Genomic DNA, 22,734 nt, shown 5'->3' with positions numbered 1-22,734 from the left:
GCGGGCCGGTGTCGGCGGTGAAGCCGGCGACGTCGCGGCCAGGCCGGACACCGGACGAACGACTACGTGGGGAGAGCGGGTTGCCGGCCGGCCCGCTTGCGCGAGCCGGAGGGCGCCGGATGGTCCGGCGGCCTGGCCGGCTTCAGCCCTGGTCGTCTCCGGGCCACCAGGTCTTGGCCTCGCGGTCGACGGCGAGCGCCTCGAGATCCTTGCCTTCGAGCCATTTCGGCCGCGGGCCGCGGCCCGACCATGAGCGGCCGGTCGTCGGATCGTAGTACTTGGCAGGTGCCTTGCGTTTTCGCTGGACGATATAACCGAGCGCGCTCAGCACTTCCTGCTGCGAAATTCCTAAAAGCTCGACCTGTTCCTTGAATGCCGCGAGCGCGGCCTGCTTCTCCTTCTGCTTCGCATCCGACAGCTTGATATTCAGGTCCCGAAGTTGTGCTTCGAGTTCCTGCAGGGCCTGGGTCATGTATTCATCCTCTGTGGGCATGTTTTCGCAAAAAGCTCCGATGGCGGAACCTACCACGAAGTTCCGCCGATGGGTGCTGTTAAATAGATGTATCGTTTGCCTGAGCCGGCGTGGCTTGCGCGATACGCACTAAACGACGTCGCGCGTCAATCGATGACAGACTGAACCGGCCCGGCGACGCGCAGCCCGCCGCATACGAAGGCACGGGCGAACGACTGCGGCAAGTAAGCGCCGCACCAGGCACCGGTGCGGCATGGCGCGAATGATAGCAGTGCACGGCATCGCGATGCAGAAGTCGTCGGCCGGCGTCGATCCCAACCCGGCCGCTTTTTGGTCGCTCGTCGGCCGCTCGTCGGTCGCTTTTCGGCCGCTTACAGACCGACTTCGCGGGCGTCCCACGCGATCCTGTCGAACAGCGCGCGCAGCTTCGCGCCGCGCGCCGCGTTCAGCGCGGCCGCATGCGCGACGCGCCCGGCGAGATGCGCGCGGAAGTCCGGACGCGCATCGCGATTCTGCGACGCCGGCCCGCTCCGGATGCAGTTGGTCAGGATGGCCTTCAGGAGATCGAACTCATCGCGCGCCAGGTTCGGATGACGATTGACGACCACGCCGGCGAGTTGCTGGCGCATGCCGCGCCGCATCACGCGCGTCTTGCGCAGGTGCAGCGCAAAGCCCTCCTCGAGCGCGATCGCGGCAACGCGCACCTGCAGCCGCTCGACGTCGCGCGCCAGCGCCCCGCCGCCGGAAAATGCGAGATCGTCGGCATAACGCGTGTAGGTTGCATCGAGCGAACGCGCGAGCGCGGCAAGCCGCATGTCGAACCGGAAGGCGCTCAGGTTCGCCAGCGCCGGCGACGTCGGCGCCCCCTGCGGCAGATGCCGTTCGCGATAGCGCTGGCGGCCGATCCAGTCGAACCGGTCGCGCAGGTCCGGCGCGAGCAGCCGCGCGGACGGTACGCGATTGGTGCACATCCCGGTGAGCGTGCGCGCGACTTCGGCCGGGTACCCGAGCGTGACGAACAGCGCGTGAATGCGCGCGGCGCGTATCGATACGAAGAAATCCGCGAGGTCGAAACGGACGACGACATCGCGATCGGCATGCGGCGCCGCGAACGACACGATCCCGTGCCCCTTGCGAAAACCGTGTACCGCATCGTGCGGCGCAATGCGGTCGAGCAGCCCGTGCAGGATGCGGCGCTGCGCTTCGCGCAGCCGGCCCTTCGGGATCTCCACCAGGCGGCACCCGCCGCTGCGCTTGTCGTGCGCCACGTACGTGTAGTGATGCAACGGCGTGGCGCCGCTGCGCGCGTCGACGCGCCAATGGTCGGACAGCCAGTCGAGTTCCGGCACGCGCACGCCGAGCCAGTCGGCGAGATCGCCGGGCGTCGCCCATTGCGGCACGTCGCAGCCGGCCAGCGGCGCCGGCAACGGCATCTGCACGAGCGGCCGCCGCACGACGCGGATCGCGGCGGGCCGGTCGCTGCCGTACCACGCGAGCACGAACGGCGGCGCATCGGCGAGGTGCGCCGCAAGCGCATCGATGTCGACGTCGGCCCAGCGCGCGCCGAAGCGCACGAGCGCGGCATCCGCGACTTCGTGCGTCCACGGCGGCGCGCCGCCGAGCACCGCCGCCATCCGGGACAGGACGCCGGCACGTTCGGGCGCACCGGCCAGCATCGCCTCGGCAATCGTACGGGTGGTTTCGCGCAGGGATGAAGACATGGAAAAGGATGGGCGGGACGATGAGCCAACGTGACGGGTACTGCGAGGAGTCACGTTGCGCAACGCGCAACGGCGCTCCTTGCGACGCATCGGGATGTCGATCTGATCCACGGGGTAGCCCCGTAGTCCTGGAACATCGGCTGCCTGTTCCGGGCGTGAGCTTGACCCACCGGCCCGCGATGCGACTTTAAAGGCCGCGAACGCGGCGTGTCAAACCGGGGCGATCCGGCGCTGTCGGATCGCGACGACCGACCTACGCGCGCCGGGAAAACAGTTCGCGGTACGCGATCGGCGCGACGCCGACGCCGGCCATGTTGTTCAGCATCGTGGCCCAGGTCGCGTTGTCGACGCTGACCGGAAACGACCGCACGCGGTTGGCGAGCAGCCAGAAGGTGCGCGTCATGCCGTTGCTCATCGCGACTTCGTACCCGCCTCCCTCGATCCAGTAGCCGACCGGCGGCAGTGCCACCGGCTCAAGGCGGCCGGCCCGGAACGCGGCGGCAGCCGACGCGTACTTGCTGTCGAGCGGCATGACGCGCCGCGGCACGCAGTCCTGCGAGTTCGGCTGCGGGAATCTCGGGCTGGTGCCGAGCCACAGGCCGTAGAACGTCTGCGCGTCGAGATGCACGACGTAGCGCTCCGTTTCGGCGGGCGTCGCCGCCATGTAGCAGTCGGCCTGGCCCGGAACGGCGACGCGCCACATCGCGCGCTGCGCGCTGAGGTCGACCAGTTCGCTCGCCTGCGGCCGCGGGTGGACGGGGGACGGTCGTCCCATTTCGCGCAGGTCGCGCGCGCGATCGAGTCCGATACGAAGACGTGTCAGCATGGGCCCTCTCTTGCTCTCGTGATTTGTTCGAATGAGCCGGGGGGCGGGCGAAACCATCGTCGCGTGTCGGCGAACCGTGTGCCCGGCGCCCCGGCGCTCCCGGTGTGCCCGGGAACCCGCGCAGTGTAGCGCCGTTCCGTTCGGGCACGAGTCGCATCGTGCCAGGGATTCCTCCCGCGCTCGAACGATCGCCCCCCATGAACGCCCATGCGCTTCGCCTGCCGCGCCGGCACCACCATCGATCATCGCCTCAATATTCGCCGCCGATTATTTGAATATCGAAACAATCAAAAAATAAAAACAACACCACCCAGAATTCAATTAAATCAAATTCAAACAAAAAATTATCGAATTCCATTAACGATAAATTAATTCGATTGGCGCCCTCAAACCCAAATAAATAGTCTGTGTTGTGCGCCGCAACACCGCGATTCAAAAATCAAAGAGGTAACGGAGGCGCAGCACGAATCCTTTCATTCGTGCTTGGTCGCAAAGTTCCAGCTTGCCAGGCCCCGTTGATTTCCAGACGCTTGCGAATCAGCAATCCGGAAGGACAGACATGTCTTTCCGGACGTGGCCGACGTCGTCAGATCGCATCATTTCATTCAATTCCAAAGGAAAGTCATGAAGAAGATTGCAACCGTGCTGTTTTCAGCACTGATGCTCGCCTCCACGTGCGCGTCCGCACAGGCGCTTTGCAAAGCCGGCAAGATCGACAAGATCGAAACCGACACCACCGGCAACCTGCTGGTGACGATCAACGACGGTGTCTACTCGTTCAGTGCCAAGGAAGTTTATTCGATTATTTACCAGGCATATTCAGAAAACAGAAATCTGTTTATCTATGGAAATAATTGCGCGAATGGCTCGCCGGCGACCCGCTTTGCGATTCGTTAATCGACCTTGAAGCGCTCGACGATTATCGATTCGTGAAGCCCGGTGCTGGATTGACGGTCTGAATCCAGCACCACCGCGGGCTGGGGTGCCGATACTGCGCGACATGGCACCTGCATGCCCGCGACCTGTTCATCCATCTGCCATTCCCGTCCGGGTACCGATGAAGCCGGCCGGCTTGCCGTCAGGAATCAGCCGTCGTCCGGCGTTTGTCGCCTCCATCGCATCATCGCGACGTTCACGCCGAGCCGGACGCCCGGCTCGTTGCGCGAGGCTCGCGCGTGATTCCATGTGTGGCTTGTGAAAGCGCCTGCACGACCGTAGCATCAGGCATCCCTGCGTCGGCGACCGTCGGGGCCCGGCCATGAGCAGACGCCCGGCCGTCGGATATCGCCATGCGCAGACCGTACCCATCCACGTCGAAGGCGCCCAATGATCGACCACGTTTACATCTCAGTCACCGACATCGAAAAATCACTGGCCTTCTACGCTGAAGCCTTGAAGCCGCTCGGCTGGAGAATTTTCGGCAACTACGACTCCGCTTCGGGCCCGGAAGGCGTCCCCGATCTTTACGGCATCGGAGACGATGTGTACGGCAAGGGAGCGGGAGTCGGATCGAGCATCTGGCTGCGCAAACGTCATCCCGGCGAGACCGGGCTTTACGTCGGGATCGTCTGCGATACCAATGAACTCGTCGACGCCGCCTACGCCGCCGCGATCAAGGCCGGCGGCATTGACGAAGGGAAGCCGGCGGATCGTACCTACTTCGCCCCCGGCTACTACGCCGCCAACGTAGCCGACTTCGACGGCAACCGTCTCGAATTCGTACACAAGGCGTGGAACCCGAAGCGACACGCGTAGCAGATTGATGCGCGGGTGCCCTGGCTGTTCGGGCTGCGCCGCCCGCGCCGACGCGTGAATCGTATGCGGCATGGCGCACCCCGCATCGGCTGAGGGGTGCGACCGCGCGGGCCGTCTCCCGGCGGTCCGCCACCGGCGGCGTCACCGATCCAGCAAGCGCCCCAGCCGCATCATCGTGACGTTCACGCCGAGATGCCGCATCGACGGTTGCACGATCACGCAGTTGTCGTACGGCGTGACGATCACATGGTCGCCGTCGCGGGCAATTTCGGTGCCGGCCTTCCCGATCACCTCGAGCCCCGTGAACGGTTGCGAGAAGCGGAAATCCATCGAACGCGCGACGACCGGCTCCGTGATCTCGACGAACTTCTGCCGCACCGGCACGGCCTGCGTGATGAAGGCCGCGACGTCGTCGCGCGCAACCACGCCCGCATGCAGCAGGAAGCGCGCCGCGCTGTCGAGCGCGACGTCACGCGCGCTCGCGGCGAAGTGCTGGCCCGTCTCGATCAGCAGCGCATTCTTCGCGCTCGCCGCGTCGCCGAAGCCGCCGTAGTCGCGCAGCCGCGTGCCGTTCGCATGGCCGCGATCGATGATCACGTGCTCCGGCGTGCCGATTGCGGCCGCCAGCGCGATCGCCTTCTCGAGCGGCCCGGTCATCATCAGCGGCGCGGACGCCTCGTGCATCGAATGAATGTCGAGCAGCAGGTCGACCGTATCGAGCAGCGGACGCATCGCGCGCGCACGCGCGAGCTCGCGGCTGTCGCGCGTGCCGTCGAGTGCGGCCGGCGTCCACACGCGATTCATGTCCTCGTCGAGGTAGCGCGTCGCATCGGCGTTCTTCGCACTGAAGTGCTCGTATGCGCCCACGTTGCCGAAGCCGAGCGACAGCCGGCCCGCAACCGGCTGCAGACCCGCGGCCAGCAACGTATCCACCGCGATCGCGCCGCTGACTTCGTTGCCGTGCGTCAGCGCGAGGATCATCACGTGCTTGCCGGGCCGGCCGCTGTCGAACGTATGCAGATAGTCGATGCCCGTATTGCCCGCGCGCCAGCGCGAGATGTCGGGGAAGGCCACTTCGATCGGATAGGCCGGCAAGGCGGCGCGGATGGCTTCAAGCGTGGTCATGTCGGAAAGGCTCAACAGGGTTCGGGAAAGGCACGGCCGGCATGTGCCGGCTACGCCGGAATCGGGTTGGCGGCCGGCGCGTCACGCCCCGGTCGCGCGTGTCGATGGCGCGGCGGCAGCCGCCGCGCCGCGCATCCGGCGGCCGAGCGAAATCACCGACGTGATCCCGAGCACGGCCGTCGCCATCACGTAGAAACTCGGCGCCAGCTTGTTGTGCGTCGCGTCGATCAGCCAGGTCACGATCAGCGGCGCGAAGCCGCCGAACAGCGTCACCGAGAAGTTGTACGACAGCGCGAGGCCCGTGCCGCGCGTGCTCGTCGGGAAGATGTCGGCGAGCAGCGCCGGCAGCGGCGCGAGGCTCACCGCAATCAACAGGCCGACCAGCGCCTGGACCGCGAGCAGCGTCTCGACCGTCGGATAGCGGTTCAGCATGACGAACAGCGGCCACGTCGTCGCGCCGACCAGGATCAGCGCGATCAGCATCACGCGGATGCGGCCGAAACGGTCCGACAGATGCCCGACGACCGGCGCGGCGACCATCAGCATCGCGCCCGTGACGACCGCGCCGAGATACGACGACGTGGCCGGGATATGCAGCTGCTTGACCGCGTACGTCGGCATGTACAGCTTGTGCACGTAGTTGAAGGCCGTGGCCGTCGCGACCACACCCGCGCCAAGCAGCATGTTCGCGCGATCGCGCACGAACACGTCGCGCAGCGGCGACTTCGCGCGCCCTTGCTCGCCCAGCCGGCGGAAATCGGCCGGTTCGTCGATGTTGCGGCGAATGTAGAGCCCGACCGGGCCGATCAGCAGCCCGACCGAAAACGCGACGCGCCAGCCCCACGTGTGCAGCTGGTCGGTCGTCAGCAGCAGGCTCAACAGCGCCGATACGCCGGCCGCGAGCACCGTCGCGAGCCCCTGCGTCGACATCTGCCAGCTCGCGAAGAAACCGCGGCGCTTCGCGTCGGCCTGCTCGACCATGAACGCGGTCGCCGCGCCGAATTCGCCGCCCGTCGAGAAACCCTGCAGCATCCGCGCGACGATGATCAGCAACGGCGACGCGATGCCGATCTGCGCATACGTCGGCGCGAACGCGATCATCGCGGTGCCGAGCATCATCAGCCCGATCGACATCGTCAGCGATGCCTTGCGGCCCGCGCGGTCGGCATAGCTGCCGAGCACGATCGAACCGAGCGGACGCGTGACGAACGAAATGCCGAACGTGCCGACCGACAGCAGCAGCGAGGTCGCCGCGTCGTGCGTGGGGAAAAACAGCTGGCCGATGACGATCGCGAAGTAACCGTAGATCAGCAGATCGTAGAACTCCAGCGCGTTGCCGATGCTCGCGGCGCAGATCTCGCGCCACGGGTTGTGCGGGGCCGGCGTCGCGCCGTGTGTATTGCGGGTCACCCCTTTGCTCCTCCGGTAATGCTGGCCGTCAGGATTTTGAAAGACGGCGCGCGGCTTTGCCGGCGGCCGTTCGGGCCAGTCAAGCGCGGAGTGTAGGCAACGCGGGGCGGGTGTTCGTGCCGTTTCGGCACGCAATCGTGCCGATCGGCGCGCAGGCCGCGCGGGCGCTGCCCGCGGAGGCTATGCGCCGCCGTCGTCGCGTGCCGGCGCGGTGCGCCAGATCGCGTCCAGTACCGGGTGCGGGTCGTTCCGTCGCCGGTACAGCGCAATGTCGAAGCCGATCTGCCAGTCGGCGCCCCCGACGATCGCGAGCTCGCCGCGCCGCACGTCGTCGGCGACGAGCCGCTGCGGCAGCCACGCAAGGCCGAGCCCGCGGCGCGCCATCGCGAGGATCGCTTCGTACGAGTCGGCCTGGTACACGGGCCGCAGCGTCGGGCGGCCGGGCATTTCGGCGAGATGACGCGCCAGCACCGCGCGCAGGGTCAGCGTGCGCGCGAACGCGAGCCACGGCACCGGCGCCTGGCCGGCCGGCAGCCGGTAGCGCACGCTGCCGCGCGCATCGAACGCGCTGACCGGCACCAGCACCTCGCGCGCGACGGACAACCAGTCGAAGCGGTCGCGATCGATCAGCAGCCGCGTATGCGGGCTCGAATAGACGATCAGCATGTCGGCGTCGCCGGCCGTGAGCTGCAGGATCGCTTCCTCCGCGCTGCCGGTCGACACGGTCGCCGTAAAGAAGCCGGCGCGCGCAACGGTCTCGTCGTACCAGTCGGGGAAGAAGGTGGCCGACAGCGTGCGGCCGGTCGCAATTCGCAGGTTGTTCTCCAGCACCGGCGACGCTTCCTGGAGTTGCGTGCGGGCGCCGTGCAGGATGTCGAGCGCGTTCGATGCCGCATCGAGAAAGACGGTGCCCGCCGCCGTCAGTTCGAGCGGCTTCGTGCGCGCGATCAGGCGCGCGCCGACCCACTCCTCGAGCGACCGGATGCGGCGGCCGAACGCCGGATGCGTGACGAACCGGTTCTCCGCCGCGCGGGTGAAGCTGCGCGTGCGCGCGAGTTCGACGAAGTCTTCGAGCCATTTCAGTTGCATGGCTGGGCTCCTGGGTGGGCGATGATGGGCCGGCCGGTGCGCGCGGGCCGCCTCCGTCGCGCGGCTGCGGCTACGGCTGCGGACGCGGACGGCTGCGGATCACGCGGCGCGGGGCCGCGCGTGGCGCCCGATCCTACAGCGTCTGCGGCGCATCGCGCAGCACGGCGCGCAGCGCGATATCGAAAGGCGTCGCGTGATCGATCCCGGCTGCACGCACGCGCGATGCGTCCAAATGGCAATCGTAAGGACGCGGCGTCGCGTCGGTCGGCTGGTCGATCCGCGTGAGCGATGCTTCGATGCCGAGCGCGGCCGCGATCCGCTGCGCAATGTCGTACTTCGTCATCGGCTCCTCGCCCGACCAGTGACGGATGCCCGTGATCGACGCACCCGCGAGATGACGCAACGTCAGGTCGCGGATGACGTCCGCGACGTCGGGCGTATACGTCGGGTAACGGATCGCCCAGGCGTCCATGCCGACCGCGTCGGCGCCCGGCCGTGCGGACGCGGCGATCGCCGGCACGAGACTCGTGACGGCCGATTCGCTCCAGTCGACGATCGGGCCGTACAGCAGCGGCAGGCGCAGCACGCACGACAGCGGCGACGCGGCGAGGAGCGCCGCCTCGCCTTCCAGCTTCGTGCGGCCGTAGATGTTGAGCGGATTCGGGGTGGCGTCCTCGCGGTACGGAGCGGCCTTGCCGTCGAAGACGTAGTCGGTGGAGATGCCGAGCGTCCATGCGCCGTGGCGCGCGGCGAGCGCGCCGATGCGCGCCGGGGCGGTGACGTTGATCGCGCGTGCGCCGTCAGGATCGCGTTCGCAGACGTCCGGGCGGCGTTCGGCCGCGCAGATGATCACCGCGGCCGGCTGGCGGGTGGCGAACAGGTGTTCGAGGGCCGGCTGGTCGAGGACGTCGAGTTCGGCGAGGTTTTCCGCCGGCAACGCAAGACGTTTTGCGCCTGCGCCGTGCGGGTTGCGGATCGTCGCGACGAGGTTCAACGAAGACTCGCGGGACAGCGATGCGGCAACCGCGCGGCCGAGGAGGCCGGCGGCGCCGATGAGAAGAACGGTCGATTGCGGTACGGTAGCCATCTGTGAAAGGGGAACGGGGATTTCCGAGAGCCTATCCCAACTTTTGCATGCCGGGCATAAACCGATGACCTGCGCGCCGCTTCATGCCGCGCAAACGCAAGGCAGTCATTTCGATCGCGGGGGCTTCAACCCGGAGGCGATCCGGCAACGGATGTCCGGGACACGAGCGTGCGACGAATGACGAGCAATCCGTCGCGATCGTGGCAGCATCGACACCGCCCGAATCAATCAGGAATTCGAACATATCCGCTGCGTGCCGATCAGTGAGCTTCGGCGCATGGACGCCGGATGCTCTGCGGCACCGCGCACGCGCCACACGTCACGCCCCACCCACAAAAACAAAACCCGGCGCACTTTCGTGCACCGGGCTCCGAGCCGAACGGAAACGCCCCGCCTTACTTCCGGTCGAGCGAATACCGCCCCGGCCCGGTCAGTGCGAGCAACAGCAGCCCGCCGATGATGCTCACGTTCTTGTAGAAGTTGATCATCGCCATGTATTGCTCCATCCCCTGCAGCGCCCAGTAGCGATGGCCGATCAGCGCGGTCGCGAGCGTATAGGCGGCGAACACCAGTGCGAGCGGACGCGTATAGAAGCCGGCCGCGATCAGCAGGCCGCCGACCAGCTCGACCGCCACCGCGATCGCCGCTGCCAGCTCGGGCGCCGGGTTCCCCGTCGACGCCATGTACGCGACGGTGCCCGAGAAGCCGTTCAGCTTCTGCCAGCCGAACAGCACGAACAGGATCATCAACAGCACGCGAGCTGCCAGCAGCAGCTCGTCCTTCTTCGACTCCAGCGAAACGTAACGCATGACAATCACCCTTGAATTGACGGTTTGATGCATCCGGTGCCGGGAGGCGCCGAATCACTCCTCGCACGATCGGACAGCAGGCCGGGGGGCCCGCCGCCGCAGAATCCGTTGGGTTGCGCCGTTCCCAGCGCGCTTCCGATCGGTTCTGGCGAAGCACGGATGCAGTCTACTGTCTCGCCACGAATCATCAATCCGTCAAAGAAGGATTCGCTGTCTCGTTCAAGTGGACAATCGAAGACAATCACGCCGACAGGCAAAGGTCGGCAGGCAGCGCAAATCAACCCGCTCAATGTGTCCGGAACACGGAAACACCCTGCTTCTTTCAGGCCACCTGATTCAATCGATATTTTCGGCCTCAATTGACGTAAATCGGTCACAACCGCGTATCACGACTGTCATTGAACGACGAGTTCGATATGCGATTCACAAAGGCGGACTTGATTCACGCAACTCTCCCGGCATTGCAATCGACCTGGCATTCCGTTGCATAAAAAAGCTCATGGCCCGGAAACGAACATCGGCAATGCGAAAACGTTTCACGGGCAGGCGGGCTGGAATCACCGGTGACGCGTATCGTCCGTCAGACAAGGATTTCGGTCCGATATCGACCATGGAACACACTTTCCACATACCGTCGATCGATCCGATGTTTAGCAGAACCAGCTCAAAACATTGACCAATCCTTCTCGCCCTTTTCCGGCTCTCAAAACCGTGAAAATGCTTGAATAAATACAACCGAAACGGTGTGTTTACGGCAAAAGATCGTAAACCTTTAGCCATCACTCAAACACCCCGTTCCAATCTGCATTTTTCTCGACATACATTACAAAAAATTACCAAGCAATACCGATTTAAATATACGATAGCGCACGTCCTTACGTTTTCCCGACACTCCCGTGAACCCCGGGAACGCGTCGCGCCGGACGCGCCCTGCCTTCGAAGCGCCGCAGGCCGACCCGGCAGCCGCTCGTCACGGGATCGTTATTCAACCGGAGACCACCCATGGCAACGAACACGCCCGTGAGCAGCGGCGCGAACACGAACAGCCTGCTGCAACAGGCGGCGCAATCGATCATCAACGGCTCGACCGGGAATCCGTCGATGGACGTCGGCACGCTCGTCAAGACGCTGGTGAACGCGAAAACCGCCGGCCGGGCCGCGGCGCTCGCCGCGTCGCAGACCACTGGCACCACGCAGATTTCCGCATTCGGCGCGCTGTCGTCGGCGCTGGGTGCGCTCGAGGCGGGCCTCGCCTCGCTGACGAATGGCGGGCTGCAGTCGACGTTCACCGCGGTCGCGAGCGGCAAGGGCCTGACCGCGACGGCGGGCGCGGGCGCGGTGGCCGGCACCTACACGATCGGCGTCACGCAGACCGCGACCGCGCAGGCACTGGCTTCGGCGGGCTTCGACGGGAGCAAGGCGCTCGGCACCGGCACGCTGACGCTGTCGCTCGGCAGCCAGTCGTTCAAGGTCGACGTCACCGGCACGAACAACACGCTGTCGGGCATCGCGGCCGCGATCAACTCCGCGGCGAACAACCCGGGGATCAGCGCGACCGTGATCAACGGCACCGACGGCGCGCACCTCGTGCTCGCGTCGACGAAGACAGGCTCGGCGAACGCGATCAGCGTCGCGGTCGGCAACGTGGCTAACGACAACGGGCTGTCGAACCTCGGCGTCACGTCGACGGCCGACACGACGGGCGGCGCGTCGAAGATCGAATCGGCGAACAGCGCGGCCGCGTGGCGACAAAGCGCCGTCGCGCAGGACGCGAAGTTCACGCTCAACGGCATCGCGTCGACCAGCGCGAGCAACACGGTGTCGGGCGTGCTGAGCGGCGTCACGCTGAACCTGTCGGCGGCCGCGGTCAGCGCGACCGATACGCAAACGCTCACGGTGAGCACCGATACGAAGTCGCAGGCGGCCACGATCACGAACTTCGTGAGCCTCTACAACACCGTCGTCAAGACGATGGGCGCGCTGTCGAGCTACACCGAAGGAGCAAGCTCGCAGGGTGCGCTGATCGGCGATTCGACGCTGAACACGATCCGCAACTCGCTCGCGTCGATCGTCGCGCGCGGTGTCGCGAACGAGAACGGCAACGGACACACGAACCTGATGGCGATCGGCATCTCGCTCGAGAAGGACGGCACGCTGAAGGCCGACAGCGCGAAGCTCGACAGTGCGCTGTCCAACAACCCGTCAGGGGTCGCGCGCCTGTTCAACTCGACGAACGGGATGGGCAAGCAACTGACCGACCAGATCGCGCCCTTCACGAAGAAAGGCGGGATGATCGAAGTGCGCACGAACGCGCTGAGTGCCAACCTGAAGCGCGTCACGCAGCAGCAGACCGATCTGGCCGACTACGCCGCGCAATTGACCAAGCAGTATCAGGCGCAGTTCACGGCGCTCAACACGCTGATGGCCAAGATGAACTCCAACACGCAGTACCTGACGCGGCTGTTCGGCGGCGCCAACAGCAGCGGCACGCTGGCGAACAAGTGACGAGCGCCCGGGCCGCCCGACGATCGCGGCGGCGGCCGCCGGTCTGTGGATCGACCTGCTCGCGCCACCGCGCGTGGTGTCGTGCCCGGAAACATCGTTCATACCCGGCCGTGCGCAAGCGCGCGCCGGGCGCCATCCGCCGGTTCGCGCTCCATCCCGGCGGGCTGCTTGCCCGCAGTTCACCTCGAACGGCCGTGCCGTCAGCCGAGACCTTCGACGCGATCGGCAAACAAATCGATCGCACGCGACACCTGACGCCCGAAATAGCCTGGCCGTTCGCGCTCGTATGCGCGCAGCAGCGACGTGCATTCACGCTCCGCCCAGCGCCACACGGGGCCCTGTTTCGCGAAGACCGGATGATCGTGCAGTTCGGCCGGTACCGCGTGCTCGTCGTCCCAGCCCCAGAAATACGCCTGGTACGCGCGCGCGTACGGCATCCCCAGATGGCTCGCCACGGTCTCGTCGTGGCGCAGCGTGAAATCGACGATTTCCTTGCGCGCACGGCCGCCGATATCGTCATGACGCGCCTCGATCCAGCAGTGATACCTCGCGAGCTGCGACAGATGCCGCGCGGTGCGGCGCCGCTCGCGCGTCGTGCACAGCGCATACAGGTTGCCGCCGCCGAAATCCAGCACCTCGCCACCCGCGAACGGCCGGTACGGCTTGCCGGTCAGCAGCGTCAGCACCTGCGCGCCGACGATCGCGTAGTCGGCACATCGCATGTAGCCGCTGCGCGTCGTCGCTTCCGACACGCTCCGGTGGACGACCTCATCGATCACGGCGTGCAGCATGGGATCTACCGGTGCCGCCAGGATCGGCGGCTGGCTTGTCGTCGTCACGTGTTGCATGGGAAGCGGATTCAACGGTTCGTCGGGAAAAGCGCTCGGCGGCGCGATATTACGAATCGTTACAAGAAACGATGAGGGGCGTTGATCAGATTTGTGTGCTTTTGTCGCCCTGCGTGAACATGCAGCGGTCGGCCGGCGGCGGTTGATCGCGGGACGCAACGCGTCGGACGGACGGACGGACGGACGGGCGGCGGCGCCGCGGCTTGGCTTGGCTTGGCTTGGCTTGGCTTGGCTTGGCTTGGCTTGGCTTGGCGCTCGGCTCGGCTCGGCTCGGCTCGGCTCGGCTCGGCTCGGCTCGGCTCGGCACCGGCACCGGCACCGGCACCGGCACCGGCACCAGCGCTTGGGGCTTGGGGCTTGGGGCTTGGGGCTTGGGGCTTGAGCCTTGGCGCTCGCGGCTCGCGGCTCACGGCTCACGGCTCACGGCTCACGGCTCACGGCTCACGGCTCACGGCTCACGGGCGAAATGGTGCGATGGAACGGATGAAGGTGGGACCGCGCGTCGGTGCCGTATCGACAGCCCATCGTCATTCATGATGACAGGCAACCCTGACCGTCGACGAATGCAGCGGCCCCGCCGCGACAGGCACCCTTGCCGCCCTCGACAGCACGGAAACGCCCGATAGATCCGCCGTGCCACACGTTGGGGCCGAGCACGCGCCGGATTCACATCATCGGCGATCGCGGATACGCCACCAACACCGCTTGTCGCGACGCGTACACAACGCTACGCATCGCGACAAACCGGCCGTGCTTGCAGCCACCGTGCGCCGCCCTGCGCCTCGCGAGAACCCCACGCGCGAGCATCCGCCTGCACGGCACGCGATGCCGTCGCGCACGGCAGAACACGGACGGCACACCACGCGCCCTATTGCGCAGCGATCCGACGACGGAAATGCTCGGTGCCGGCCACGATCTTGTCGAGTACCGCATCGAGTGCCCAGAATCGTTCACGCACGTCGTAGTCGATCGCACGGCAGCGGATCGACGCGAAGGTGCCGATCCGCTGGTGATAGAGCTTCGCGAGCGCCGGATACCCAAGCGCCTCCGACACCGCCGAGACGACCAGGAACGTCGAAAGCTCGTCGGCCAGTTCCGGATGCGCATCCCCTTGCGTGCGCAACCACCGGTACAGATCCGGATGAAAGTTGGTGAACACGCCGTTGAAACCGGCGGAACCCGCCTTCATCGCATCCCGCGCGATCGCGGCATTCGCGTTGAGGATCTTCAGCGGCGAGCCCTCGGCGAGCGCGACCCGCCGCTTCACCGTTTCCAGGTCGCAGCTCACGTCCTTGAGCATCACGAACCGGCCCGTGTCGATGCACGCGCGCAGTTCGTCATCCGACAGCAGCCGCCGGTAAGGCGCCGGACATTCGTACAGCCCGAGCGGCAGGTCCGACGGCAATCGCGCAAGCAGCCGGTGAAGGTGGTCGAGCAACGCGGCACTGCCCAGGCGCTGCGGATCGAGCCGGTTGGTCACGAGCACGACGCCCTGCGCGCCCGATTCGGCCGCCGCGCACAGCTCCGCGGCCTGCGCGTCGAGATCGTCGCTGATGTGCCCGGACGCGACGACGGGCACGCGCCCGGCCACCCGCTCGACCACGAAACGCGCGAGCTCCGCGCGTTCGGCCAGACTCAGGAACTGCATCTCGCTCGATTGCGCGACCGCGAACAACGCATCCGCGCCGTGCGCGAGATACCACTCGATCAGCCGCTCGAGCCCTGCGTAGTCGATCGCGCCGGCATCGTCGAACGGCGTCAGCATCACCGGGACGATCCCTTCGATGATCACGTTCGCTTGCTGCGGGTGTTGCATCTGTTTCTCCTTGCTTCAGTGAATGCGGGGGTAGGCTTACGCGGGCAACGGCCCGGGCGCGGCGTTCGCGGCCTGCTCGGGAATCGGCTTGCGTACCAGCAGCAGATAGGCGATCGCACCCGCGAACGCGATCGCCGCGGCGGTCAGCAGCGCCGGCACGAACGACCATTTCTGCGCAATGATGCCCGTGAGGATCGGCGCAAGCGCGCCGCCGACGAAGCCGCCGAAATTCTGGATCGCGCCGAGCGATGCGACGCGGCTCGGCGGCGCGGCCGCCGTCGCGAGCGCCCACGAGCAGGCCGACGCCGCGTTCGCGAGAAAGATCACGACCGAGATGCAGGCGAGCGCCACCGTGTTGCTCTGCACGAGCGCGGCCGGGATCGTGAAGACGACCATCCCGAGCATCGCGACCACCACTGCATTGCGCCGGCTCACGACCGGCGAACGGCTGCGGCGCGTGACCAGGTCCGACACCCAGCCGGCCACCAGCGATCCGACGAACCCGCACAGGAACGGCACCGACGCGGCAAAGCCCGTCCGGATCAGGCTCATGTGCCGCTCCATGGTCAGGTAGCCCGGCAGCCAGGTCAGGTAGACCCAGTTCAGGTACACGGAGCCGAAGTAACCGACCAGCATCCCCCAGGTCGTGCCGTGCGAGAACAGGCTGCGCCATTCGGCGAACGTCAGTTTCGGTGTCGCGGCCACGCTTTGCGCGTCGGCATCGAGGTAGTTGCGCTCGGCGGCGGACAGTTGCGCGCGCACCGGATCGCGATACAGCGCGAACCAGACGACGGCGACGACGAGACCGAGTGCCCCCGTCACAATGAACGCCCAGCGCCAGTCGAACGACGCGACGAGGATCGACAGCAGCAACGGCGCGAGCGCGGTGCCGAGCGGCGACGCGGCGTTGAAGATCCCGGTCGGCGTGCCGCGCGCGCGCAGCGGAAACCAGTTGCTCACCACCCGCGCGGCCGACGGGAATTGCGGCGCCTCGCCGACGCCGAGCACGATGCGCGCGACGATGAACCAGCCGAAGGTCGACACGATGCCGCCCGCCGCCTGCGCGAACGACCAGACGATCAACCCGACGCCGAGCAGCCGGCGCGGCCCGATACGGTCGACGAGCCCGCCGACCGGAAACTGGCACAGCGCATAGCTCCACGAGAAGGCCGACAGCAGCAGCCCCATCTGCGCGAGCGACAAGCCGAGATCGCCGCGGATCGCCGCGCTCGCGACGGCCAGCGTGCCGCGGTCGAGGTAGTTGACGATGCCGCTCGCCATCAGCAGTGCGAGCGCGATGCGTTGCCCGCGCCGGATACGCGGCGGGGCGGGCGGAACGGTCGAGGTTTCGTTCATTGCGGTTGTCTCCATGTCACTGGTATCGGCCGGTTCCGGCCTGTCCGTCTGATGCGGCATTCAGGGTTCGAGGCGCGCCACTTCGTCGTGCGTCGGAATCGAGGTCTGCGCGCCGTGGCGCGTCACGCTGATCGCGGCGGCGCGCTGGCCGAAGCCGATCGCGTCGTCCATCGACGCGCCGCCCGCGCGGGCGGCCGCGAACCCGCCGACGAACGTGTCGCCGGCCGCGGTCGTATCGACGGCGGCCACCGTCATCGCCCGCAGGCGGCCGTTACCGGCGCCGCCGCGCCAGCAGACGCCCCGCGCGCCGAGCGTCACCAGCACGTTGCCGACGCCCTTCGCGCACAGCGCATCGGCGGCGCGCACGGCCGATGCGTCGTCGCCGACGGCGATGCCGGTCAGCGATTCGGCTTCGGTTTCGTTGACGACGAGGTAGTCGACCCGTGCCAGCAGCGCGTCGAACAGCGGCTGCGCGGGCGCGGGGTTGAGCAGCACCGGCGTGTGGTGCGCGGATGCACAGGCAATGGCTCGCGCGACGGCGGCAACCGGCACTTCGAGCTGGCACACGAGCAGCGCGGCCTCGGCGATCGCATCGCGCGCCGCGTCGATCCGGTCGGCGTCGAGGCACGCATTCGCGCCGGGCACGACGACGATGCTGTTCGCGCCGCCCGCGCCGACCGTGATCGTGGCCACCCCGGTCGCCGTGCCGCCGATCCGGCCCAGGTGCGTCACGTCGATGCGTTCGGCCGCCAGCGCATCGTGCAGGCGCGCACCGAACGCGTCGTCGCCGACGCAGCCGATCATCGCGACCGACGCGCCCAGCCGCGCGGCCGCGACCGCCTGGTTCGCCCCCTTGCCGCCATGAACGGTCTGGAAATCCGTGCCGAGCAGCGTCTCGCCCGGCACCGGCAGGCGCGGCGCGCGCGTCACGAGGTCGATGTTCACGCTGCCGACGACGGCAATGCGCGGTGAAAGGATGTCGCTCATCTTGCAATGTAATCGCTTACATTTGCGGCGGACAAAATGGCCGGATCGGCCGTCGTCGATGAAAATCTCACGATGTGGATAGAATATGTGTCTGACATAATGCGGAAGCACGCCAAGATAGCGCTTACATTCTCACAGGGTCGAGCGGGAATGCAAGCGGCGCCACCACGAATCGAGGGTAAACAATGACGCATTTGACAACGCGCGGCGCCGTCACTGCCGCCCCGCCGGGAGCCGGCCGATGAGCACGCCCCCGTCCCGCGCCGGCGCGCCCCGGGCGCGCCGCGGCAGCGGCCGCTCGGTGCTCGGCGACGTCGCGAAGCTCGCCGGCGTATCGACCGCGACCGTCTCGCGTGTGTACAACGATCCCGGCAAGGTGTCGGCCGACGTGCAGCAGCGCGTGCGCGACGCGGCGCGCGCGCTGAACTGGATTCCGAATGCGGCGGGCCGTGCGCTCGCGTCCACGCGCACCCACATCACGGGCGCGATCATTCCGACACTCGACGACCAGGTGTTCGCGTCGCAGGTCGCGGGCATGCAGACGGTCATGGCCGAACACGGCATCACGCTGTTCCTCGGCTGCTCGAATTACGATCCCGCGCAGGCGCTGGCCCAGGTGCGCGCGATGCTGTCGCGCGGCGTGGAAGCCGTGTCGCTGGTCGGCGAAGCGTATCCACCGGAACTGTTCGAACTCCTTGCGATGCACCGCGTGCCGTACGTCGTCACGTATGCGTATCGCGACGACAGCCCGCACTGCTGCATCGGTTTCGACAACCGCGCGGCATTCGCGCGGCTCACCACCCACCTGCTCGACCTCGGCCATCGCGATTTCGCGATCATCATGCAGCCGTCGGCCGACAACGACCGCGTGCAGGCCCGCCTGCGCGGCATCCACGACACGCTCGCCGCGCGCGGGCTCGCGGTGCGCCCCGTCCATCAGCACGAGGGCGCGGCCACGATCGCCTTCGGGCGGGCGAGCCTGCGCGCGATCGTGAACAGCGACGCGGCGACGCGGCCGACAGCCGTGATCTGCGGGAACGACGCGCTCGCGCTGGGCGCGCTGCTCGAGGCGCAAGCGCTCGGCATCGACGTGCCCGCGCAATTGTCGATCACCGGGTTCGACGACGTCGCGCTCGCGCGCGAAATCCAGCCGCCGCTGACGACGATGTGGGTCGACACCGACGCGATCGGGCGCCAGGCCGCACAGGCCTTGCTTGACGCGCTCGAGAACGGCGCGACGGGGCCCGGTCATGCCGTCCTGCCCGAATTGCGTATGCGTGGATCGGCTGCGCCACCGGCGCACGCGCGCGCAGCGGGAAAGAAATGAGGCCGTGGCGGGCAGCCTCGGCTGCCCGGCCCGCTCGTCACTGCATCACGTCGACCGGCAGCGTCTTGTCGAGCCTGTCGTGCCACGCCTGGATCGTCTTCGGCACGGTTTTCTTCCACGCGGGCACGTTCGAGTAATAGCGCATCCGGACGTTGCTCTGCGCGTCGAACACGAGCAGCCCGATCCACAGGTCGTTGCCGCGGCGCATCACGATCGCGGCGTTCGTCGTCGCGATGCCGCGCACCCAGTACGACGTCACGTGCGCGTTCAGCCGGTCGAGATCCTTTTCGTCGGTGCTGTAATTGGCGGTGTCGACGAGCGTCTGGTAATCGGCGCCGAGCAGCTTGTGCGCGGTCGCGTTCTGCGTCGAGTCGCCGACGACCTCGAGGCTCAGCAGGTCGGCCGCCGGCGCGGCCTGGAACTGCGACGCGGTCAAGTACTCGCCGCCGTAGAAGACACCCATGCCGGCCCCGCAATCGGAATCCGCGCCGTCTTGCGTGATGCCGACGCGTCCGCCCTTCCGTTCGAACTCGAGCCGGCACTTGTCCTTGCGGTAGGTGCCGACGTCGCCGTGCAGCACGATGTCGCCGTCAAGCCCGCCCGTATTCGCGCCATTGTTGCCGGCCAGCTCGAAATGCAGTCGCGGCGGAGTGCCGGTGAACGTCAGCACGCCACCGAACGACGGGTTGGCGCTCTTCATGTACCACGTCTGCTGCCAGCGATCGGCGGCCAGCGGCCTGCCGTTCAGGCTCGCGAGCCGTTCGCGATAGCGGTCGCCGAGGCACGATTCGTCGGCACCGCACCGGTCGCGCTGCTTGAGCCATTTCACCTGCGCGGCCTTCAGCGCGGCCGTATCGCCGCCTTTCGCGAGCGCCTGCTTCCACGCCGCCGCGAGGTCGCCGTCGAGCTTCGACAGCGCGGCATCCGCGCAGATCGTCTTCTCGGTTGACGAAGCGGCCTTCGCGCAGTCGAAGCCGGCCGCGTGCGCGGCGGCCGGCAACAGCATCAGCAGCGCGGCCGCCGCGACGGATCGCACACGCATGTGCAATGCACCTTCAGCGGAAATCGCGGTTTTCCCGCGAGCATTCGATCGGTTCTGGAGGGTCATCGGCTTGGATCGTCGCTGGATCGCGCGCCTGTAGAAGCTACCTGCACGCGGCATTCGAGGTAAAAACGCCCGGCCCGGCATGGGGTGCATGCCGTTGCTCGCCGAAGCCTAACCCGAATGCGCGACGCCGATCAATCGACGTTCGATGTCGGCGCAACGGTCGCGGCGGCATCGCGGCATTGCACGATGCCGTCGCGCAATGCGGCTTCCGCGGCGGCATCGACCGACAGGATCGATGCGCACGCAACGATCAGTCGAGCCCGCAGCGCGCGCGGCCCCCTTGCACAGGTCGCACAGCGTGATCGCGTTGTGGCGCCTGCCGACCTTCCCGATCTGCAGGCCGACGCAATACGGCGGTCAGCCGTCGAACGGCACCAGCTCGTAACTCGTGCTCCGGCCGCCGGACGACGAGCGTTGCAGCACGCCGCGCTCGACGAGTTCAGTGATGTCACGCAGCGCCGTATCCTGCGAGCACTTCGCGAGCGCCGCCCACTTGGTGCTCGTCAACTTCCCCTCGAAGCCGTCGAGCAGGCGATTCATGACCTTGGCCTGCCGTTCGTTCATCGCGACGCCGGCACATCGTTGCCAGAAGCGCGCCTTGACCAGCACGGCGTCGAGCGTCGCATGCGCGTGATCGATGGCCCGGCCGAGCGCGGTCAGGAACCACGCGAGCCATTCCGTGACATCGAGCGAACCGCGCTGCGTCCGCTCCAGCACGTCGTAATACGCGTTGCGCTCGCGCTGGATTTGCGCCGACAGGCTATAGAAGCGTTGCGGACTGCGGTCGGCACGCGCCAGGACCAGATCCCCGAGCGCACGCGCGATGCGGCCGTTGCCGTCGTCGAACGGATGGAGCGTGACGAACCACAGGTGGGCCAGGCCGGCCCGGATCAGCAGGGGCTCGACCGGCGCGGCATTGAGCCACGCGAGAAAGCGCCCGGTTTCGTCGGCGAGGCGCGCGGCGGGCGGCGCCTCGAAATGCACGCGCTGGCGGCCGATCGGCCCGGACACGACCTGCATCGGCCCGGTCGCATCCGTGCGCCAGCCACCGACCGTGATCCGCGACATCCCCGAGTAGCCGGTCGGGAACAGCGCCGCATGCCACCCGAACAGGCGGGCTTCGGTGACCGGCGCCGCCGCATGGGTGGTCGCGTCCAGCACCATGTCGACAACGCCCTCGACGTGGCGGTCGACCGGCGCCAGCGCGCCGATATCGACGCCGAGCCGACGCGCGATCGACGACCGCACCGATGCCACGTTCAGGCTTTCGCCCTCGATCGCGCTGGTCTTGACGACGTCCTCCGTCAGCGCGGCCAGGCTGGCCTCGTCGCGCAGCGCCAGGCCGACGTCCGCCAGCCGCCCGGCCAGCATGCCTTGCGCACGGCTGACGTCGGCGAGTGGCGTTGCCAGTGCAGGCAGGTCGAAGCGCCATGCGGGCCAGTCGGCCGACGCCCAGATGAAGGTGTAATCTCCGCTCATGATGCGGAGATTATCCCACCGATTCACCGCACGGCTCAATATTCTCCGCAAACTATGCGGAGAATAACGCGCCATTCACCGCAACCCCGCCCCGCTACCGCGCCCGGCCCGCGCTGCCCTTCGCCGCGGGCGCGGCCTCCCCGAGCCGTTCCGCGAGAAATCCGATGAACGTGCGCAGCGTGACGAATCCTTCCCGATGCTGCGGGAACACCGCGTTGAGCGTGATCGGCGACGGCGCATACGCGTCGAGCACCGGCACGAGCGCGCCGCTGTCGAGCGCCGCGCCGACGATGAAGTGCGGCAGCAGCGCGATGCCGAGCCCCGCGATCGCCGCGTCGCGCACCACTTCGCCGTTGTTCGCGACGAGCGGGCCCTGCACGTCGAACGTGCGCGCCGCGCCGTCGACGCGGAATTCCCAGCCGATGCGCCGCTCGCGCCCGTACAGCAGGCACGTGTGGCCGGCGAGATCCGCTGGCGTCTGCGGCGTGCCCTGCCGCTTCAGATAGGCGGGGCTCGCGCACGCGACCATCCGCCACGCGCCGAGCGGACGCGCGATCAACGTCGAATCCTCGAGCGAGCCGATCCGCAGCACGAGATCGAAGCCCTCGCCGATCAGGTCGACGCGCCGGTCGGTCAGGTCGAGGTTCAGCCGCACGGCCGGGTGCGCGGACAGGAATTCGGCGATCAGCGGCGACACGTGCGTGATCCCGAACGACAGCGGCGCGCTGATTTTCAGCGACCCGTGCAACTCGGTGCTGCGCACCGACATCGCCTGCTCGGCGTCGGCGATCTCCGCGAGGATCCGCTGCGCGCGCGCATAGAACTCCTGCCCCGATTCGGTCACCGCGAGGTTGCGCGTGTTCCGGTGCAACAGCCGCACGCCGAGCGACGCCTCCAGCGCCATCGTGCGCCGGCTGACGAACTGCTTGGACAGCATCAGTTGATCGGCCGCCGCCGTGAAGCTGCCGGCGTCGACTGTCGCGACGAAGATCCTCAGGTCGTTGATTTCCATAT

At 67.3% G+C, this 22,734-nt stretch carries 20 protein-coding genes; 4 read left to right on the top strand and 16 right to left on the bottom strand.

The genetic code is table 11. The annotated features are described in order from the left end of the window. Positions 1 to 142: 142 nt before the first annotated feature. The 3 genes from AB3K92_RS00620 to AB3K92_RS00610 all read right to left on the bottom strand — a co-directional run bounded on the left by AB3K92_RS00620 (position 143) and on the right by AB3K92_RS00610 (position 3,019). Positions 143 to 472, bottom strand: coding sequence for an H-NS family nucleoid-associated regulatory protein (locus AB3K92_RS00620; protein ID WP_048029133.1), 330 nt, complete (start codon positions 470 to 472; stop codon positions 143 to 145). Positions 473 to 843: 371 nt separating this feature from the next. Beyond that, positions 844 to 2,193, bottom strand: a complete 1,350-nt coding sequence (locus AB3K92_RS00615) for a reverse transcriptase family protein (protein ID WP_369464337.1) — start codon at positions 2,191 to 2,193, stop codon at positions 844 to 846. Between the two features lie 253 nt (positions 2,194 to 2,446). Beyond that, the gene (locus AB3K92_RS00610; protein WP_059651981.1) at positions 2,447 to 3,019 is read right to left on the bottom strand and encodes a hypothetical protein; all 573 of its coding nucleotides are present in this window, start codon (positions 3,017 to 3,019) and stop codon (positions 2,447 to 2,449) included. Positions 3,020 to 3,643: 624 nt separating this feature from the next. Here AB3K92_RS00610 and AB3K92_RS00605 point away from each other — a divergent pair. Beyond that, positions 3,644 to 3,916, top strand: a complete 273-nt coding sequence (locus AB3K92_RS00605; RefSeq protein ID WP_021160117.1) for a hypothetical protein — start codon at positions 3,644 to 3,646, stop codon at positions 3,914 to 3,916. On the opposite strand, the gene AB3K92_RS00600 is transcribed toward AB3K92_RS00605, so the two are convergent. Continuing rightward, positions 3,913 to 4,053 (bottom strand): hypothetical protein, encoded by a 141-nt coding sequence (locus tag AB3K92_RS00600; protein ID WP_155638544.1) that lies wholly within the window; start codon positions 4,051 to 4,053, stop codon positions 3,913 to 3,915. The two genes, AB3K92_RS00605 and AB3K92_RS00600, sit on opposite strands and share 4 nt — an antisense overlap. Before the next feature lie 292 nt (positions 4,054 to 4,345). Here AB3K92_RS00600 and AB3K92_RS00595 point away from each other — a divergent pair, with 292 nt between their 5' ends. Further along, on the top strand, positions 4,346 to 4,774 hold the full coding sequence (locus tag AB3K92_RS00595) for a VOC family protein (protein WP_021160115.1): 429 nt from the start codon (positions 4,346 to 4,348) through the stop codon (positions 4,772 to 4,774). 141 nt (positions 4,775 to 4,915) lie between these two features. On the opposite strand, the gene AB3K92_RS00590 is transcribed toward AB3K92_RS00595, so the two are convergent. The 5 genes from AB3K92_RS00590 to AB3K92_RS00570 form a co-directional block, all read right to left on the bottom strand. Further along, positions 4,916 to 5,899: a succinylglutamate desuccinylase/aspartoacylase family protein gene (locus AB3K92_RS00590; protein ID WP_369464336.1), complete on the bottom strand. Its 984-nt coding sequence runs from the start codon at positions 5,897 to 5,899 to the stop codon at positions 4,916 to 4,918. Between the two features lie 81 nt (positions 5,900 to 5,980). Next, complete coding sequence (locus AB3K92_RS00585; RefSeq protein WP_021160113.1) at positions 5,981 to 7,309, bottom strand: MFS transporter; 1,329 nt, start codon at positions 7,307 to 7,309, stop codon at positions 5,981 to 5,983. Positions 7,310 to 7,489: 180 nt separating this feature from the next. Next, a complete protein-coding gene (locus AB3K92_RS00580) occupies positions 7,490 to 8,398 on the bottom strand; it encodes a LysR family transcriptional regulator (RefSeq protein ID WP_104767535.1) in 909 nt (302 codons plus the stop codon). Between the two features lie 133 nt (positions 8,399 to 8,531). After that, on the bottom strand, positions 8,532 to 9,485 hold the full coding sequence (locus AB3K92_RS00575; RefSeq protein ID WP_059856337.1) for an SDR family oxidoreductase: 954 nt from the start codon (positions 9,483 to 9,485) through the stop codon (positions 8,532 to 8,534). Positions 9,486 to 9,880: 395 nt separating this feature from the next. Beyond that, positions 9,881 to 10,294, bottom strand: coding sequence for a DoxX family protein (locus tag AB3K92_RS00570; protein ID WP_048029147.1), 414 nt, complete (start codon positions 10,292 to 10,294; stop codon positions 9,881 to 9,883). Between the two features lie 1,002 nt (positions 10,295 to 11,296). Between AB3K92_RS00570 and fliD the strand changes: the two genes are divergently transcribed. Further along, positions 11,297 to 12,799 carry a flagellar filament capping protein FliD gene (gene fliD, locus AB3K92_RS00565; RefSeq protein WP_369464335.1) on the top strand — a complete coding sequence of 501 codons (1,503 nt, stop codon included), beginning with the start codon at positions 11,297 to 11,299 and terminating at the stop codon, positions 12,797 to 12,799. Positions 12,800 to 12,999: 200 nt separating this feature from the next. Here the strand turns inward: fliD and AB3K92_RS00560 are convergent, their stop codons facing one another. The 4 genes from AB3K92_RS00560 to rbsK all read right to left on the bottom strand — a co-directional run bounded on the left by AB3K92_RS00560 (position 13,000) and on the right by rbsK (position 17,806). Further along, positions 13,000 to 13,647: a hypothetical protein gene (locus AB3K92_RS00560; RefSeq protein WP_048029150.1), complete on the bottom strand. Its 648-nt coding sequence runs from the start codon at positions 13,645 to 13,647 to the stop codon at positions 13,000 to 13,002. 868 nt (positions 13,648 to 14,515) lie between these two features. After that, positions 14,516 to 15,463: a dihydrodipicolinate synthase family protein gene (locus AB3K92_RS00555; RefSeq protein ID WP_369464334.1), complete on the bottom strand. Its 948-nt coding sequence runs from the start codon at positions 15,461 to 15,463 to the stop codon at positions 14,516 to 14,518. A 36-nt stretch (positions 15,464 to 15,499) separates the two neighbouring features. Then, the gene (locus AB3K92_RS00550) at positions 15,500 to 16,819 is read right to left on the bottom strand and encodes an MFS transporter (RefSeq protein WP_369464333.1); all 1,320 of its coding nucleotides are present in this window, start codon (positions 16,817 to 16,819) and stop codon (positions 15,500 to 15,502) included. Positions 16,820 to 16,879: 60 nt separating this feature from the next. Then, complete coding sequence (gene rbsK / locus AB3K92_RS00545; RefSeq protein ID WP_369464332.1) at positions 16,880 to 17,806, bottom strand: ribokinase; 927 nt, start codon at positions 17,804 to 17,806, stop codon at positions 16,880 to 16,882. A gap of 241 nt (positions 17,807 to 18,047) precedes the next feature. Here rbsK and AB3K92_RS00540 point away from each other — a divergent pair, with 241 nt between their 5' ends. Then, positions 18,048 to 19,133 (top strand): LacI family DNA-binding transcriptional regulator, encoded by a 1,086-nt coding sequence (locus tag AB3K92_RS00540; protein ID WP_021160671.1) that lies wholly within the window; start codon positions 18,048 to 18,050, stop codon positions 19,131 to 19,133. 37 nt (positions 19,134 to 19,170) lie between these two features. Here the strand turns inward: AB3K92_RS00540 and AB3K92_RS00535 are convergent, their stop codons facing one another. The 3 genes from AB3K92_RS00535 to AB3K92_RS00525 form a co-directional block, all read right to left on the bottom strand. Continuing rightward, positions 19,171 to 20,175, bottom strand: a complete 1,005-nt coding sequence (locus AB3K92_RS00535; protein ID WP_369464331.1) for a lysozyme inhibitor LprI family protein — start codon at positions 20,173 to 20,175, stop codon at positions 19,171 to 19,173. 423 nt (positions 20,176 to 20,598) lie between these two features. Next, complete coding sequence (locus AB3K92_RS00530; RefSeq protein ID WP_196486122.1) at positions 20,599 to 21,720, bottom strand: Fic family protein; 1,122 nt, start codon at positions 21,718 to 21,720, stop codon at positions 20,599 to 20,601. Positions 21,721 to 21,814: 94 nt separating this feature from the next. Further along, entirely contained in the window at positions 21,815 to 22,732 is a 918-nt protein-coding gene (locus AB3K92_RS00525; protein ID WP_048028854.1) for a LysR family transcriptional regulator, read from the bottom strand. Between the last annotated feature and the right edge of the window lie 2 nt (positions 22,733 to 22,734).

The organism is Burkholderia sp. Bmkn7 (genome assembly GCF_041103175.1).
Classification (GTDB): Bacteria; Pseudomonadota; Gammaproteobacteria; order Burkholderiales; family Burkholderiaceae; genus Burkholderia; species Burkholderia cepacia.
Note: the sequence above shows the minus strand (reverse complement) of the source record. Positions and strands in the feature narration are given on the sequence as shown.

Excerpts from the sequence above, each read along its gene's own strand:
- AB3K92_RS00620 (WP_048029133.1), bottom strand. The coding sequence starts at position 472 with ATGACCCAGGCCCTGCAGGAACTCGAAGCACAACTTCGGGACCTGAAT.
- AB3K92_RS00615 (WP_369464337.1), bottom strand. The coding sequence starts at position 2,193 with ATGTCTTCATCCCTGCGCGAAACCACCCGTACGATTGCCGAGGCGATG.
- AB3K92_RS00610 (WP_059651981.1), bottom strand. The coding sequence starts at position 3,019 with ATGCTGACACGTCTTCGTATCGGACTCGATCGCGCGCGCGACCTGCGC.
- AB3K92_RS00605 (WP_021160117.1), top strand. The coding sequence starts at position 3,644 with ATGAAGAAGATTGCAACCGTGCTGTTTTCAGCACTGATGCTCGCCTCC.
- AB3K92_RS00600 (WP_155638544.1), bottom strand. The coding sequence starts at position 4,053 with ATGGATGAACAGGTCGCGGGCATGCAGGTGCCATGTCGCGCAGTATCG.
- AB3K92_RS00595 (WP_021160115.1), top strand. The coding sequence starts at position 4,346 with ATGATCGACCACGTTTACATCTCAGTCACCGACATCGAAAAATCACTG.
- AB3K92_RS00590 (WP_369464336.1), bottom strand. The coding sequence starts at position 5,899 with ATGACCACGCTTGAAGCCATCCGCGCCGCCTTGCCGGCCTATCCGATC.
- AB3K92_RS00580 (WP_104767535.1), bottom strand. The coding sequence starts at position 8,398 with ATGCAACTGAAATGGCTCGAAGACTTCGTCGAACTCGCGCGCACGCGC.
- AB3K92_RS00575 (WP_059856337.1), bottom strand. The coding sequence starts at position 9,485 with ATGGCTACCGTACCGCAATCGACCGTTCTTCTCATCGGCGCCGCCGGC.
- AB3K92_RS00570 (WP_048029147.1), bottom strand. The coding sequence starts at position 10,294 with ATGCGTTACGTTTCGCTGGAGTCGAAGAAGGACGAGCTGCTGCTGGCA.
- fliD (WP_369464335.1), top strand. The coding sequence starts at position 11,297 with ATGGCAACGAACACGCCCGTGAGCAGCGGCGCGAACACGAACAGCCTG.
- AB3K92_RS00560 (WP_048029150.1), bottom strand. The coding sequence starts at position 13,647 with ATGCAACACGTGACGACGACAAGCCAGCCGCCGATCCTGGCGGCACCG.
- AB3K92_RS00555 (WP_369464334.1), bottom strand. The coding sequence starts at position 15,463 with ATGCAACACCCGCAGCAAGCGAACGTGATCATCGAAGGGATCGTCCCG.
- AB3K92_RS00550 (WP_369464333.1), bottom strand. The coding sequence starts at position 16,819 with ATGAACGAAACCTCGACCGTTCCGCCCGCCCCGCCGCGTATCCGGCGC.
- rbsK (WP_369464332.1), bottom strand. The coding sequence starts at position 17,806 with ATGAGCGACATCCTTTCACCGCGCATTGCCGTCGTCGGCAGCGTGAAC.
- AB3K92_RS00540 (WP_021160671.1), top strand. The coding sequence starts at position 18,048 with ATGAGCACGCCCCCGTCCCGCGCCGGCGCGCCCCGGGCGCGCCGCGGC.
- AB3K92_RS00535 (WP_369464331.1), bottom strand. The coding sequence starts at position 20,175 with ATGCGTGTGCGATCCGTCGCGGCGGCCGCGCTGCTGATGCTGTTGCCG.
- AB3K92_RS00530 (WP_196486122.1), bottom strand. The coding sequence starts at position 21,720 with ATGAGCGGAGATTACACCTTCATCTGGGCGTCGGCCGACTGGCCCGCA.
- AB3K92_RS00525 (WP_048028854.1), bottom strand. The coding sequence starts at position 22,732 with ATGGAAATCAACGACCTGAGGATCTTCGTCGCGACAGTCGACGCCGGC.